At 72.2% G+C, this 13876-nt stretch carries 12 protein-coding genes; 5 read left to right on the forward strand and 7 right to left on the reverse strand.

Annotated elements, in window-relative coordinates; genetic code table 11:
- The first annotated feature begins 41 nt into the window (after positions 1–41).
- Positions 42–584, forward strand: coding sequence for a GVDTG sorting domain-containing protein (locus ABTY04_RS19735; RefSeq protein ID WP_352214625.1), 543 nt, complete (start codon positions 42–44; stop codon positions 582–584).
- 154 nt (positions 585–738) lie between these two features.
- A complete protein-coding gene (locus ABTY04_RS19740) occupies positions 739–1401 on the forward strand; it encodes a class F sortase (protein WP_352214626.1) in 663 nt (220 codons plus the stop codon).
- Here the strand turns inward: ABTY04_RS19740 and ABTY04_RS19745 are convergent.
- The 3 genes from ABTY04_RS19745 to ABTY04_RS19755 are packed head-to-tail and all read right to left on the reverse strand — an operon-like array spanning position 1373 to position 3819.
- Positions 1373–2149 carry a sulfite exporter TauE/SafE family protein gene (locus ABTY04_RS19745; protein WP_352214627.1) on the reverse strand — a complete coding sequence of 259 codons (777 nt, stop codon included), beginning with the start codon at positions 2147–2149 and terminating at the stop codon, positions 1373–1375. The two genes, ABTY04_RS19740 and ABTY04_RS19745, sit on opposite strands and share 29 nt — an antisense overlap.
- A 37-nt stretch (positions 2150–2186) precedes the next feature.
- The gene (locus tag ABTY04_RS19750; protein WP_352214628.1) at positions 2187–2492 is read right to left on the reverse strand and encodes a hypothetical protein; all 306 of its coding nucleotides are present in this window, start codon (positions 2490–2492) and stop codon (positions 2187–2189) included.
- A 31-nt stretch (positions 2493–2523) separates the two neighbouring features.
- A complete protein-coding gene (locus tag ABTY04_RS19755) occupies positions 2524–3819 on the reverse strand; it encodes a ferredoxin reductase family protein (RefSeq protein ID WP_352214629.1) in 1296 nt (431 codons plus the stop codon).
- A 168-nt stretch (positions 3820–3987) separates the two neighbouring features.
- Here ABTY04_RS19755 and ABTY04_RS19760 point away from each other — a divergent pair, with 168 nt between their 5' ends.
- From ABTY04_RS19760 to nirD, 3 genes are read left to right on the forward strand one after another with little or no spacing between them, the layout of a single operon-like run.
- The gene (locus ABTY04_RS19760; protein ID WP_352214630.1) at positions 3988–5310 is read left to right on the forward strand and encodes an NAD(P)/FAD-dependent oxidoreductase; all 1323 of its coding nucleotides are present in this window, start codon (positions 3988–3990) and stop codon (positions 5308–5310) included.
- A 2-nt stretch (positions 5311–5312) separates the two neighbouring features.
- A complete protein-coding gene (gene nirB, locus ABTY04_RS19765) occupies positions 5313–7859 on the forward strand; it encodes a nitrite reductase large subunit NirB (protein ID WP_352214631.1) in 2547 nt (848 codons plus the stop codon).
- The gene (gene nirD, locus ABTY04_RS19770) at positions 7856–8200 is read left to right on the forward strand and encodes a nitrite reductase small subunit NirD (protein ID WP_352214632.1); all 345 of its coding nucleotides are present in this window, start codon (positions 7856–7858) and stop codon (positions 8198–8200) included. The genes nirB and nirD overlap by 4 nt, the downstream gene beginning before the upstream one ends.
- A gap of 27 nt (positions 8201–8227) precedes the next feature.
- Here the strand turns inward: nirD and ABTY04_RS19775 are convergent, their stop codons facing one another.
- The 4 genes from ABTY04_RS19775 to ppdK all read right to left on the reverse strand — a co-directional run bounded on the left by ABTY04_RS19775 (position 8228) and on the right by ppdK (position 13501).
- Positions 8228–8632: a VOC family protein gene (locus ABTY04_RS19775; protein WP_352214633.1), complete on the reverse strand. Its 405-nt coding sequence runs from the start codon at positions 8630–8632 to the stop codon at positions 8228–8230.
- Positions 8633–8762: 130 nt separating this feature from the next.
- Entirely contained in the window at positions 8763–9227 is a 465-nt protein-coding gene (locus ABTY04_RS19780) for a group III truncated hemoglobin (protein WP_352214634.1), read from the reverse strand.
- A 122-nt stretch (positions 9228–9349) separates the two neighbouring features.
- Positions 9350–10402, reverse strand: a complete 1053-nt coding sequence (locus ABTY04_RS19785) for an ArsR/SmtB family transcription factor (protein WP_352214635.1) — start codon at positions 10400–10402, stop codon at positions 9350–9352.
- 390 nt (positions 10403–10792) lie between these two features.
- The gene (ppdK, locus tag ABTY04_RS19790; protein WP_352214636.1) at positions 10793–13501 is read right to left on the reverse strand and encodes a pyruvate, phosphate dikinase; all 2709 of its coding nucleotides are present in this window, start codon (positions 13499–13501) and stop codon (positions 10793–10795) included.
- Positions 13502–13876: the final 375 nt, after the last annotated feature.

The raw sequence follows: 13876 nt of genomic DNA on the forward strand, positions 1-13876 counted from the left end.
GGTTACCTCGGGAGCACGAACCCGTGTCTCCAGGAGCCCCCATGCGCCGACGCACCGCCCACGTGCTCATTGCCACCGCGCTGACCGCCGCCGCGTTCACCGGCCCGGTCGCCGGGGCGGTCGCCGCCGCGGACCTCGGCATGGCGGGCTTCGAGCCCGGCGACTTCGCGCAGCTGGAGGTGTGGCCGAAAACCGCCGCCCCCGGCACCGGGATCACCGTGAACACCACCGCCTGCGGCGCGGGCAGCCACGCCGACGGCGATGCCACCACGGTCGGCGGCGGCCGCTTCAAGCTGGTGCCGGGCACCCATGAGGAAGTGGTCGTCGGGCAGTTCCGGATCGCCCGCAACATCCGCCCCGGCACGTACGACATCGGGGCCACCTGCGCCGACGGCAAGTTCGCCACCGGCGCCCTGATCGTCACCGAACGCGGCCCGCAGGGCCACGTCCGCACCGGGGCGGGCGGCGGAACGACCGCCACCGTAGACCCCACCAAGATCACGGCGGGAGCGGTCTTGCTGGCCGCGGCCGCCGTCGGCGGTACCTGGCTCCTGCGTCGCCGGGCGAGCGGCACGCGGAGCTGACGGGCGCCCACCGCGGCTGCGGCCGCGGTCCGACCGGTACCGTCCCCCGTCGCCCGACCCGCGAGGTCCCCCCGTTCACGGGTCGGGCGACGGCCAGCCACACGAAACACGGAGAGCACGTCGAGCACGTCGAGCACACCGCCAGGGGGCACCCATGGGCAGAGGCCGGGCCGGCCGCGGCGGGCTCGTGGCGCTGACCGCCTGCGTCGGCATCTGGCTCGTCGCCAGCGGATCCGACGGCCGGTCCGTCGGGCCGCCGCTGCCCTCCCCCGCCGAGGCGCTGAGCGGGCGGGCGCGCTACCCCGGCAGCATCGAACCGCTGCCCGGATCCCCGCCGACCCGGATCCGGATCCCGTCCATCCGGGTGGACGCCCCGCTGACCGGGCTGGGCCTGGGGCCCGACGGCGGCATCGAAGTCCCGCCGCCCGCCCGCCGCGACCTGGCGGGCTGGTACCGCGACGGCACCACCCCCGGCGCCGTCGGCACCGCCGTCGTCGTCGGCCACGTCGACCACGCCACCGGCCCGGCGGTCTTCTACCACCTGGGCGCGCTGCACCGCGGGGCCGTGATCGAGGTGCCGCGCGCGGACGGACGTACGGCCGTGTTCACCGTCCACGCGGTCGAGGTCCACGACGCCGACCACTTCCCCGACTCCCGCGTGTACGGGCCCTCGCCGCGCGCCGAGCTCCGGGTGATCACCTGCGGCGGGCGCTTCTCGCCCCGTACCGGCTACCAGGGCAACGTGGTCGTCTTCGCCCACCTCACCGCCACCCGCCCGGCGGGACCGGTCAGCCCCACTGCTCCAGACCGAGCTTGATCACCAGTGCGCCGACCACCGTCAGCAGCACGCCGCGCACGAACCCGCTGCCCTTCTTCAGCGCCATGCGGGCCCCGAGCATGCCCCCGGCCAGGTTGAACGCCGCCATCAGAGCGGCCAGCTGCCACAGCACCATGCCCTGGTACGCGAACATCGCGAGCGCCCCGGCGTTCGTGCAGCAGTTGACGATCTTGGCAGTGGCGGAGGCGGTGACCAGGTCGAGGTGGAGCAGCGCCGTGAGGGCGAGCACCAGGAAGGTGCCGGTTCCGGGCCCGATGAGCCCGTCGTAGAAGCCGATGCCGAGGCCGGCGAGCCCGATGGCGAGCAGCACGCGCTGCCGGCTGACGGGCGCGGTCGAGGCGGCGGTGCCGAAGCCGGGCTTGAAGATCACGACGGCCCCGACGATCACGAGCACGCCCATGATCAGCGGGCGGAGGGCGTCCTTGCTGATCCCGCCCGCCAGCGCGGCGCCGCCCATGGATCCGACGAGCGCGGCCAGGCCGATCCGGACCGCGAGCTTCACGTCCACCGGCGCCCTGCGTACGTACGTCACCGCCGCGCCCGTGGTGCCGACGATGGCCACGGCTTTGTTGGTGCCGAGCACGGCGGCGGGGTGGGCGTTCGGCAGGCCGAGGAGCAGGGCGGGCAGGAGCAGCAGCCCGCCGCCGCCCACCACCGCGTCGATCCAGCCGGCCGCGGCGGCGGCCAGGCACAGCACAATGATCATGGTCGTTGATATGTCAGGCACGGTCACGACCCTATGGAGCCGATGGGTGCAGGACCCATCAATCCCCGGAAACTTGCGCAAAGGTTGAGCTTTGCCGGGCCGGCACCCGGTCCGGGGCCACCGGAGCCGCCGGGTTCACCGTCGCCGTGAGCGCGGTCGCGGCCAGCACACTGGCCAGCCCGAGCCCGGCCGCGAGCCGCCGCGCGGGCGGTACGGCGGCCAGCGCGGCCACCCCCGCCCGCAGTGCCGGGGCTCGGCGGGGCTTGCGGTGCCGGGCCGGGACCGGGTCGGCCGGGGCGGCGGGTGCGGCGGGTGTGGCGGCCCCGACCGGTACGGACAGGGGAACGTGCAGCGGATGACGCATGGCGCGGCGGCCTCTCGGAAACAGGTCGGGGTCAGAAGCTGAAGCACTCGGAATGGATGCGTCCGGCCGGCACCCCGGCCCGCAGCAGCGCGCTCTGCGTCGCCTCGGCCATCCCCGGCGGCCCGCACAGGTACACGTCGTGCTCGGTCAGGTCCGGCACCAGCGCGAGCAGCGCCTGCGGGGCCAGCGGCTGGTACGCGGCGTCGGAGGACCCGAGCAGGTAGTGCAGCCCGGCCTGCCGCTCGGCGGCGATGGCCTCCAGCTCGGACCGCAGCACCAGGTGCTCCTCGGCCCCGGCCCGGTAGAGCAGGGTGAGGTCCCCGGGCCCGCCGGGCAGCGTCTCGAACAGCGCCCGCATCGGGGTGATCCCGACCCCGCCCGCGATCAGCAGCACCTTGGGCCGGGTCCGCCGGGCGGCGGTCAGCGCCCCGAACGGCCCGGTGGCGATCACCCTGGTCCCGGGGCGCAGCCGGCGGATCCGGCGGGAGTGGCCGCCGAGCGCCTTCACGGTGATCCGCAGGGCGTGGCCGCGGACCGGCGCGGACAGCGAGAACGGCAGGGCGGTGTGCCACAGGCGGCGTTGCAGAAACCGCCAGCGCAGGAACTGGCCCGGCTCCGCGCGCAGTTCCGCCAAGTGCTCCCCGTACACGACGACGGAGACCACCCCGGGCCCCTCGACCCGCACCTCGGCCACCCGCAGCGCATGCCGCAGGGCCTGCCGTACCGGGACCACGGCCCGGTACCAGACCAGCAGGACGGCGACGGTGGTGTGGGCGAGTGCCCAGAACCAGCCGGCCAGAGCGAGATCGGGCCCGGCCAGCTGGTGGCCGAAGGCCAGGGAGGCGGCGAGATAGACGAGGAGGTGGACCCCGCGCCAGGTTTCGTGGCCGACCCGGCGGCGTACGGCCCGGACGGAGGTCGCCCCGACGGCGGCGAACAGGGCCGTCGCGGCAAAGGCGGCGGCCACCGCGGGGTAGCCGAACAGCTCCCGGACCGCGGAGACCACGTCGACTCCCTCGTGGACGGCGTATCCGCACAGCGCGAAGAGCGCGTGCCCGAAGCAGAGCAGCAGCACGTGCCGGCCGCCCGCGGCATGCCAGCGGGCGAGCCGGTCGGCGCCGACCCCGTGCTCGACGGCGGGCACCCGGGCCATCAGGAAGAGCAGCACCAGCACCCCGTACCCGGCGAGCAGGCCGGTCAGGTGGGCGGCGGTCGCGAACAGCGCATCGAGCCGGGCGGAGGGGCGCACCTGGGCCGCCCACAGCAGCGCCACCGCCCCCGCCCCGCCGGGCATCCCGCCCCTGACCCGCACCGCCGCATCTCGCATACGGATCACGCTAAGGGCGGTCCGAGGGCCGCTGAGCTGCCCGAACCGATCCTTAAGCCGGCCTTGAGGGACGCCTCACCGACCCTTAACCCGAGTGCTGAGGTGCGCGTTCCGTCCGGGTAACAGCGGCGATGCCGAGGGGAAACAGCGGACGCGCAGGCTCGTGCCATGACCTCGGAGCAGCAGCAGCGTGTGGTGGTGATCGGCGGCGGCCTGGCGGGCCTGCGGCTCGCTGCGCGGCTCGTCACGGGCGCGGAAGCGGGAGCAGGCGCGGGCGCGGGTACGGGTACGGGTACGGGTACGGGTACGCATACAGGTACTCAAGTGACGGTCCTCGGCGAGGAGTCGCACGTCCCGTACAACCGGGTCCTGCTCGCGGATGTCCTGGCGGGCCGGTACGCCCCGGAAGTGACCGCCCTCCCGGCCCCCGGGCCGGCCCTGCGCCGGGGTGTCCGGGCGGTCCGCATCGACCGCGCCGACAGGACGGTCCACTGCGACGACGGCAGCACGGAGCCGTACGACACGCTCGTCCTGGCCACCGGCTCCAACGCGGTCCTCCCGCCCCTGCGCGGACTGTTCGAACCGGAGGGGCGGGAACTGCCCGACGGGGTCCACGCGTTCCGCACCATGGACGACTGCCTGGCCCTGTCGGCCGCGGTGGGCGCAGGGGCGGGCGTGCGCGCGGTGGTGATCGGCGGCGGTCTCCTCGGCGTGTCCGCGGCCCGCGCCCTGGCCGAACGCGGCGCCCAGGTGGTCCTGGCCCAGCAGGGCGAACGGCTGATGGAACGCCAGCTGGACGCGGACGCCTCGGCGCTGCTGCACGCCCACCTGACCGCCCTCGGCATCGAGATCCACACGGAATGCCGGGTCCGCGGCCTGACGACGACGCCGTCCCCGGGGCGGCGGGTCAGCGGGGTCGAGCTCGCCGACGGGTACCGGCTCGATGCCGATGTCGTCGTGCTCGCCTGCGGCGTGCGGCCCCGTACCGGGCTCGCGCTCGCCGCCGGGCTCGACGTGCGCACCGGGATCGTCGTGGACGACCGGCTCCGGACCAGCGCCCCCCGCATCCACGCCGTCGGCGACTGCGCCGAGCACGACGGCCGGGTGTACGGCCTCGCGGGCCCCGCGCTGGAGCAGGCCGACGCCCTCGCCGCCCAGCTGACCGGCACCGCCACGACCGCCGGCGGCGGCGCTCCCGAATACAACGGGACCCGCGCCCTCACCCGCCTCACCCTCACCACCCCCGGCGGGGCCGGCCCGCTCGACCTCGCCGCGTTCGGCGAGACCACCCCGCTGCCCGGCGACGACGTGGTCCGCCTCGCCGACGCCACCCGCCGGACCTACCGGAAGGTCGTCGTCCGCGGCGACCGCCTCGTCGGCGGGGTCCTGCTGGGCGAACTCTCCAGCGTGGGCGCCCTCGCCCGCAGCTGGGAGGACGCCGAGACCCTGACCGACCTGTTCCACCTGCTCACCGACGACGGAGGCTCCTGATCATGGCCGCATCCACGCCCACCCCCGCCATCGTGCTCATCGGCCACGGCATGGTCGGCCAGCGCTACCTCGAGGCACTCGCCGAGCGCGGGGCCACCGCCACGCACCGGATCACCGTGCTCTGCGAGGAGCCCCGGCCCGCCTACGACCGCGTGCACCTCACCTCGTACTTCTCCGGAAGCACCCCCGAGGACCTCTCCCTCACCCCCGCCGGCTTCATGGTGCAGCACGGGATCGAGCTGCACCTCGGCGACCCGGCCGAGTCCGTCGACCGCGAGGCCCGCACCGTCACCTCCCGCTCCGGGCGGGTGTTCCCGTACGACGTGCTCGTCCTGGCGACCGGCAGCTACCCCTTCGTGCCGCCCGTGCCCGGCAAGGACGCCCCGGGCTGCTTCGTCTACCGCACCATCGAGGACCTGCTCGCGATCGAGAAGTACGCGAAGACCCGGACCAGCGGCGCCGTCGTCGGCGGCGGCCTCCTCGGGCTCGAAGCCGCCGGCGCCCTCCAGGGCCTCGGCCTCGCCACCCGCATCGTGGAGTTCGCCCCGCGCCTGATGCCCGTACAGGTCGACGAGGGCGGCGGCGCGGCCCTGCTGCGCACCATCGAGTCGATGGGTCTGACGGTCCACACCGGCGTCGGCACCCAGGAGGTCGTCACCGGGGAGGACGGCCGCGTCAGCGGGATGCGGCTCTCCGACGGCTCCACCGTCGACACCGATCTCGTCGTCTTCTCCGCCGGGGTACGCCCTCGCGACCAGCTCGCCCGCGACTCGGGCCTGACCGTCGGCGAGCGCGGCGGCATCAGCGTCGACGCCCGCTGCCGCACCTCCGACCCGCACGTCTACGCCATCGGCGAGTGCGCGCTGGCCACCGACGGCCGCGTGTACGGACTGGTCGCGCCGGGCTACGAGATGGCCGAGACCGCCGCCGAAGACCTCCTGGGCCGCGACAAGGAGTTCATCGGAGCCGACCTCTCCACCAAGCTCAAGCTGCTCGGCGTGGACGTGGCCTCCTTCGGCGACGCCCACGGCGCGGCCCCCGGCAGCCTCGACGTCGTCTACTCCGACTCCCGCTCCGGCGTCTACAAGAAGCTGGTCGTCTCCCCCGAGGGGGTCCTGCTCGGCGGGGTCCTGGTCGGCGACGCCGACTCGTACGGCCTGCTGCGCCCGCTCACCGGCAGCGTCCCGCCCGTCAGCCCCGACCAGCTGGTCCTGCCCGCCGGCCTCGGCGCACCCGTCGCGCTGGGCCCGTCGGCGCTCCCCGACTCCGCGGTGATCTGCTCCTGCCACAACGTCACCAAGAAGGCCATCACCGCCTGCTCGACCCTCCCCGAGGTCAAGCAGTGCACCAAGGCCGGCACCGGCTGCGGCAGCTGCCTCAAGGTGATCGGCCAGCTGCTGCCCGCGGCCGCCGACAAGGGGCTGTGCGGCTGTTTCCCCTTCACCCGCGCCGAGCTGTACGAGATCGTCCGGACCCGCCGGCTGACCTCGTACGAGCAGCTCCTCGACGGCCACGGCCGCGAAGGCGCCCGCGGCGGGGACGGCTGCGAGGTCTGCAAGCCGGCCGTCGGCTCGATCATCGCCTCGCTCGCCCCCACGCTCGGCGCGAGCGGCTACGTCCTCGACGGGGAGCAGGCCGCCCTGCAGGACACCAACGACCACTTCCTCGCGAACCTCCAGCGCAACGGCTCGTACTCGGTCGTGCCGCGCATCCCCGGCGGCGAGATCACCCCCGACAAGCTCATCGTGATCGGCGAGGTGGCCCGCGACTTCGGGCTCTACACGAAGATCACCGGCGGTCAGCGCATCGACCTCTTCGGTGCCAGCGTCGACCAGCTGCCGCGGATCTGGGCCCGCCTCGTCGACGCCGGGTTCGAGTCCGGCCACGCGTACGGGAAGGCGCTGCGCACGGTGAAGTCCTGCGTGGGCCAGACCTGGTGCCGCTACGGGGTCCAGGACAGCGTGCGGATGGCCATCGACCTGGAGCTGCGCTACCGGGGCCTGCGCGCCCCGCACAAGCTCAAGTCGGCGGTGTCCGGCTGCGCGCGCGAGTGCGCCGAGGCGCAGAGCAAGGACTTCGGGGTGATCGCGACGGCGAACGGCTGGAACCTCTACGTCGGCGGGAACGGCGGGGCCACCCCGCGCCACGCAGACCTGCTGGCCCAGGACCTGTCCGACGCCGAACTGGTCCGGCTCATCGACCGGTTCCTGATGTTCTACATCCGCACGGCGGACCGGCTGGAGCGCACCTCCACCTGGCTGGACCGGCTGGAGGGCGGCCTCGACCACCTGAGGGACGTGGTGGTGCACGACTCGCTCGGCCTGTGCGCCGAACTGGAGTCGCTGATGGCCGACCACGTCACGAACTACCGCGACGAATGGGCCGAGACGCTGCAGGATCCGGAGCGGCTGCGCCGGTTCGTCTCCTTCGTCAACGCGCCCGGAGCCCCCGACCCGACCGTGCGCTTCGTCCCCGAACGCGACCAGGTCAAGCCCGACCTGGCCATCCTGACCATTCAGCCGCTCGAAGCCGTGGGAGGCACCCGATGACCGTGGAACTGCAGGTGGACGAAGGCTGGCTGACGGTGTGCGAGCTGTCCGACATGACGCCGGGACGCGGGGTCGCGGTCCTGCTGCCGGACGGGAGCCAGGCCGCGGTGTTCCTCGGCCGCTCCGGCTGGACGTACGCCATCGACAACCAGGACCCCTTCACCGGGGCGGCCGTGCTCTCGCGGGGACTGGTGGGATGCGTGGACGGGCAGCCCTTCGTGGCCTCGCCGCTGCTGAAGCAGCGCTTCGACCTCGCCTCGGGGCGCTGCCTGGACGACGAGAAGGCGGCGGTCCGGACCTACCCGGTGCGGACCGCCGTGACCTCGGGCGCGCCCGTCTAGCGGGGCACGCGCCCGTGTGGCGGGGCATCAGCCCTGGACGGCCGCCGGGTCCATCCAGACGTACTCCCAGACGTGGCCCTCCAGGTCCTCGAAGGCGCGGCCGTACATGAAGCCGAGGTCCTGGGCCGGGCGGGGCTCGGTGCCGCCGGCCGCGAGGGCGGCGCCGACCACCTCGTCGACCTTCTCCCGGCTCTCCGCGCTCAGGGCGAGCATGACCTCGGTGCTCTTGGTGGCGTCCGCCACCTCCTTGGTCGCGAAGTCCTTGAAGCGGTCCTCGGTCATCAGCATCGCGAAGATCGTGTCGCTGATGACGAGGCAGCCGGTGCGGTCGTCGCTGAACTGCGGGTTGAAGGAGTACCCGAGCTTGCCCCAGAACGCCTTGGCGGCCTCGATGTCCTTGACGGGCAGGTTGACGAAGATCATGGTGGGCATCTCGGTTCCTCTTCTCTCGTGGTGTGCTTTCGAGAGATGGACCGGGGGCGCCGGGAAAACTCATCGCCCCCGCGGAAACTTTTTTCGGAAGATCCCCGCAGGGCAGCCGGGCGAGGACCGTCGCCGCAGGTCAGGCCGTGGAGCGGAGCTTCAGGGCGGCCAGCGGGACGAAGCCCCGGGTGTCCTCCCCGTGGAGCAGCGCGGGGTCGGGCCCGGCCAGCCGCCCGTGCAGGGCGCGCGCGATCCGCTCGCCCGTCGCCTTCGCCCGCTCCGCGGTCGGCCCCCGGTGCAGGCCGTCGACGGCGGCGTGCCACAGCTGCACCCAGCGCCCGAAGTCCTCGGCGGTCATCGCCCGCGCCGCGTGCAGGGCGGCGTGCGGGGCGAAGGCGTCCCGCCCGTAGGCGGCCGTGCGGAACAGGGCCCGCTCCCAGAAGTCGGTGATCCGCGGCAGGTGGGCCTCCAGGTCCGTGCCGGCGATCTCGGTGAAGAACGGCCCGATCCGCGGGTCGGCGAATGCGGCCGTGTAGAAGCGGCGCAGCACGACGGCAAGGTCGGCGCGGCCGGAGATGTCGTTGTCCGCGGCGAACTGGTTCATTTCCCCACCATCCTTGCAACAGCACGGATTGCCCAGGGCTGAAAGTCCCGCGGTTCGTCACATCGCGGGAAAGGCGGCTCCGGCCCCGGACCGGGTTTGCCGGTCCGGGGCCGCCGCAGCGGCTACGAGGCCACCGCGCCGCCCTTCAGGAGCGCGGCCCCCAGCGGGGTCACCGTGTGCAGGACGGCGTTGCCCCGGCGCAGCGTGGTGACCAGGCCCGCCTCGCGCATGACGCAGGCGTGCTGGCTCGCGGAGGCCAGCGAGACCCCGGCCCGGCGGGCCAGTTCGCTGGTGGTGGCGCCGTCGCCGATGGCCCGCAGCACCACCGAGCGGGTGTGCCCGACGAGCTTGCCCAGCGTCCGCTGGCGTTGCTCCTCCAAGGGCCGAATCGATTCGGCTCCGGTGGGCGCCGACGCCAGCTGCGCAGCCGCCGGGTAGACCAGCACCGGGGGCAGCTCCGGATCGTGCAGGGTCACGGCGGTCTTCCGGCAGAAGAACGACGGCTGGAGCAGCAGCCCGCGCCCCCGCAGCCGTACGTCGCGGTCCACGGGGTAGTCGCACTCCAGGACGGGAGCCCGCCAGCGCAGCATGGGCGGCAGGGAGGCCAGCAGCTCGTCCGCGCCCCCGTCCAGCAGGGCCCGGCCGCGCGCGGCCCGCTCGGCCTCGATCTGGGCCTGGATGTGCGTCCAGTACGGCTCCACGGCCGCCCGGTGGTAGCCGCGCAGCTCGCCCAGCAGCCTCGGGATGTGCTTGGTGCCGCCTTCCATGAAGTCCCGCAGCCGCCGCGGTACGAGCGTGTCGGCGCCCCCGCTCACGGCCGAGGGCATGCCGAACGCCGCCCCGACGCCGGTGCCCGCGCCCAGCAGTGCGAGCTCGCTCCGCATCCGCTCGGGGCGGATCCCGCGCAACGCGTCCAGGCCCACGTCCCACCCGTACTGCCCCTCCACAGGGGTCAGGAAATCGGGAAAATAACCACGACTCGGTATGAGCGCACCGAGCAAACGTGTTTCACTATTCAACCTGCTCCGGGTTTCCGTACGCCATTCACCGAAGAGACGGGCATCCCGCCGGTCTCTTAAGCGGTGAAAACTCAGAATCGTTTCCCACAACGCATCGGGACGCCCTGCCATCCGTACGCGTGCCAGGTCCACTCCAGTGAAATGGATACGCAGCACCGAACCCCCACCTGTGCAACCGCAATCCCCCCGCCTCATGAGTATGCATGCCGTCACACGACGTCACCACGCCCTTTCGGCCACAGTTGAAACCCCTTTCGGCAGGGGCGTGACAACCGAAATCCTGTACTCCGCCAGGCACACTCCAGTGCGACCGAAACGCTCCGTGAAGGCCGTGGGGGGCTTTGCGGGGCCTGGCGGTCGGTCGCACCGGGAAGCGCCGACGTGCCTGGCAGATTGACAGCAGGCGGTGGACGGGTGGGGATCCGTCCACCGCCTGCTGGCGTAAAGATTTGTTGAACAACAAAAAATGGGCGCGTCCGCCCTCGGGGGTCAGGGAACCCGGGGGCGGACGCGCAGTCAGCGGGCCCTGTCAGGGCCGTGAAGGGGTCAGCGGCTGTCGCTGCCCTTCGCCTCGGCGGCGGCACGGCCGGCCTCCAGGCGCGCCACCGGGATCCGGAAGGGCGAGCAGGAGACGTAGTCGAGGCCCACCTCGTGGAAGAAGTGGACGGACTCGGGGTCGCCGCCGTGCTCGCCGCAGACGCCGAGCTTGAGGTCGGGGCGGGTGGCCCGGCCGGCCTGGACCGCGCTGCGGACCAGCGCGCCGACGCCGTCCTTGTCGATGGTCTCGAACGGCGAGACCCCGAAGATGCCCTTCTCCAGGTACGCGGTGAAGAAGCTGGCCTCGACGTCGTCGCGGGAGAAGCCCCACACCGTCTGGGTCAGGTCGTTCGTGCCGAAGGAGAAGAACTGCGCGGCCTCGGCGATCTGCCCGGCCGTGAGGGCGGCACGGGGCAGCTCGATCATCGTGCCGATGGTCAGCTTGAGGCTGGTGCCGGTGGCGGCCTCGACCTCGGCGATGACCGCGTCGGCCTCCTCGCGGACGATCTCCAGCTCCTGGACGGTGCCCACGAGCGGGACCATGATCTCGGCGCGCGGGTCGCCCTTGGCGTTCTTGCGCTCGGCCGCGGCCTCGGCGATCGCCCGGACCTGCATGGCGAACAGACCGGGGATGACCAGGCCGAGACGGACACCGCGCAGACCCAGCATCGGGTTCTGTTCGTGCAGCTTGTGCACGGCCTGGAGCAGGCGCAGGTCGTTCTCGTTCGCGTCCTTGCGGGACTCGGCGAGGGCGACGCGCACCGACAGCTCGGTGATGTCGGGCAGGAACTCGTGCAGCGGCGGGTCGAGGAGGCGGACGGTGACGGGCAGGCCGTCCATCGCCTCGAACAGCTCGACGAAGTCCTTCTTCTGGAGCGGCAGGAGGGCACTCAGTGCATCCTCGCGCTCCTTGTCCGTGTCCGCGAGGATCAGGTGCTCGACCAGCTCGCGGCGCTCACCGAGGAACATGTGCTCGGTGCGGCACAGGCCGATGCCCTGGGCGCCGAAGCGGCGGGCGCGCAGCGCGTCCTCGGCGTTGTCGGCGTTGGCGCGCACCCGCAGCCGGCGGACGCGGTCCGCGTAGGCCATGATCCGGTGGACGGCGGCGACCAGCTCGTCGGCGTCGTCGGCGCCGGCGTGCATGCGGCCCTCGAAGTACTCGACGACCGGGGACGGTACGACGGGTACCTCGCCCAGGTAGACCTTGCCGGTGGAGCCGTCGATGGAGACGACGTCACCCTCCTCGATCACCTGGCCGCCGACCGTCATCCGGCGGCGCTTGGTGTCGACCTCAAGGTCCTCCGCGCCGCAGACGCAGGTCTTGCCCATGCCGCGGGCCACGACGGCCGCGTGCGAGGTCTTGCCGCCGCGCGAGGTCAGGATGCCCTCGGCGGCGATCATGCCGTCCAGGTCGTCCGGGTTGGTCTCGCGGCGGATCAGGATGACCTTCTCGCCGGAGCGGGACCACTTGACGGCCGTGTACGAGTCGAAGACGGCCTTGCCGACCGCCGCACCCGGGGAGGCGGCGATGCCGCGGCCGAGCAGCGTGGTCGTGGCGCCCTCGTCGAAGCGGGGGAACATCAGCTGCGCCAGCTGGGCGCCGTTGACGCGCTGGAGGGCCTCGGCCTCGTCGATCAGGCCCTGGTCGACGAGCTGGGTGGCGATCCGGAAGGCGGCACCGGCGGTGCGCTTGCCGACACGGGTCTGCAGCATCCACAGCTGGCCGCGCTCGATCGTGAACTCGATGTCGCAGAGATCCTTGTAGTGGGTCTCCAGCGTCGTCATGATCGTCATGAGCTGGTCGTACGACGTCTTGTCGATCGTCTCGAGGTCCGCGAGCGGCACGGTGTTGCGGATGCCCGCGACGACGTCCTCGCCCTGGGCGTTCTGCAGGTAGTCGCCGTACACGCCGGCGTGGCCGCTGGCCGGGTCGCGGGTGAAGGCGACGCCGGTTCCGGAGTCCGGGCCGAGGTTGCCGAAGACCATGGAGCAGATGTTGACCGCGGTGCCGAGGTCGCTCGGGATGCGCTCCTGGCGGCGGTAGAGCTTGGCGCGGTCGGTGTTCCAGGAGTTGAAGACCGCCTCGACGGCGAGGTCCAGCTGCTCGCGGGCGTCCTGCGGGAAGTCGCGGCCGGCCTGCTTGGCGACGATCTTCTTGAAGCGGGTGACCAGCTTCTTCAGGTCGCCGGCGTCGAGGTCGGTGTCGACGGTGACCTTCTTGGCGGCCTTGGCCTCGTCGAGGGCTTCCTCGAAGAGCTCGCCGTCGACGCCGAGGACGGTCTTGCCGAACATCTGGATGAGGCGGCGGTACGAGTCCCACGCGAAGCGCTCGTTACCGGCCTGGGAGGCAAGGCCGGTGACGGACTCGTCGGAGAGGCCGATGTTGAGGACCGTGTCCATCATGCCGGGCATGGAGAACTTGGCACCGGAGCGCACGGAGACCAGCAGCGGGTCGTCCGACTGGCCGAGCTTCTTGCCCATCTTTGCCTCAAGGGCTGCAAGGTGGGCGCTGACCTCGTCGCGCAGTGCGGCCGGGGCCTCACCGCTGGCGAGGTAGACCTTGCAGGCCTCGGTGGTGATGGTGAAGCCGGGAGGGACCGGCAGACCCAGGTTGGTCATCTCGGCGAGGTTGGCCCCCTTGCCGCCGAGAAGGTCCTTGAGGTCGCGGTTTCCCTCGGTGAAGTCGTAGACGAACTTCTGATCTTTGTTTTCCGACACGGGTCTCGACTCCTCGAGGACTCGGTGGCTGCCCTGACGGCCAGGAACATACCCAGATCGAAGGCTTCTGGGTACGTCCACTTGGTCGTCATACGGCTGTAACCACCCGTGCGCCAGCAGATCGAAAGTAACCGATGAGTAGCCAGAACACACCAAGAGCGTTCACATCCCGAAGGGGGAAGGGGCTCCTGAGGCTTGTTTCCGCTCGAATGAGCGATCATCGATACATTTGCGTTCAAGTCTTGAACAAACAAAGGGTGGCACCCAGTGCCACCCTTTGGAAGTCTTACCCGTGATTTGCGCGCTCATGTGAGCGCAACCCCACCCATGCGTGGCGTATGTCACGCCGCCGGCGGCATAGTTTGTCAGCTGTTT

The sequence above is a fragment of the Streptomyces sp. NPDC097981 genome (genome assembly GCF_040302565.1).
In the GTDB taxonomy this organism is placed as follows: Bacteria; Actinomycetota; Actinomycetes; order Streptomycetales; family Streptomycetaceae; genus Streptomyces.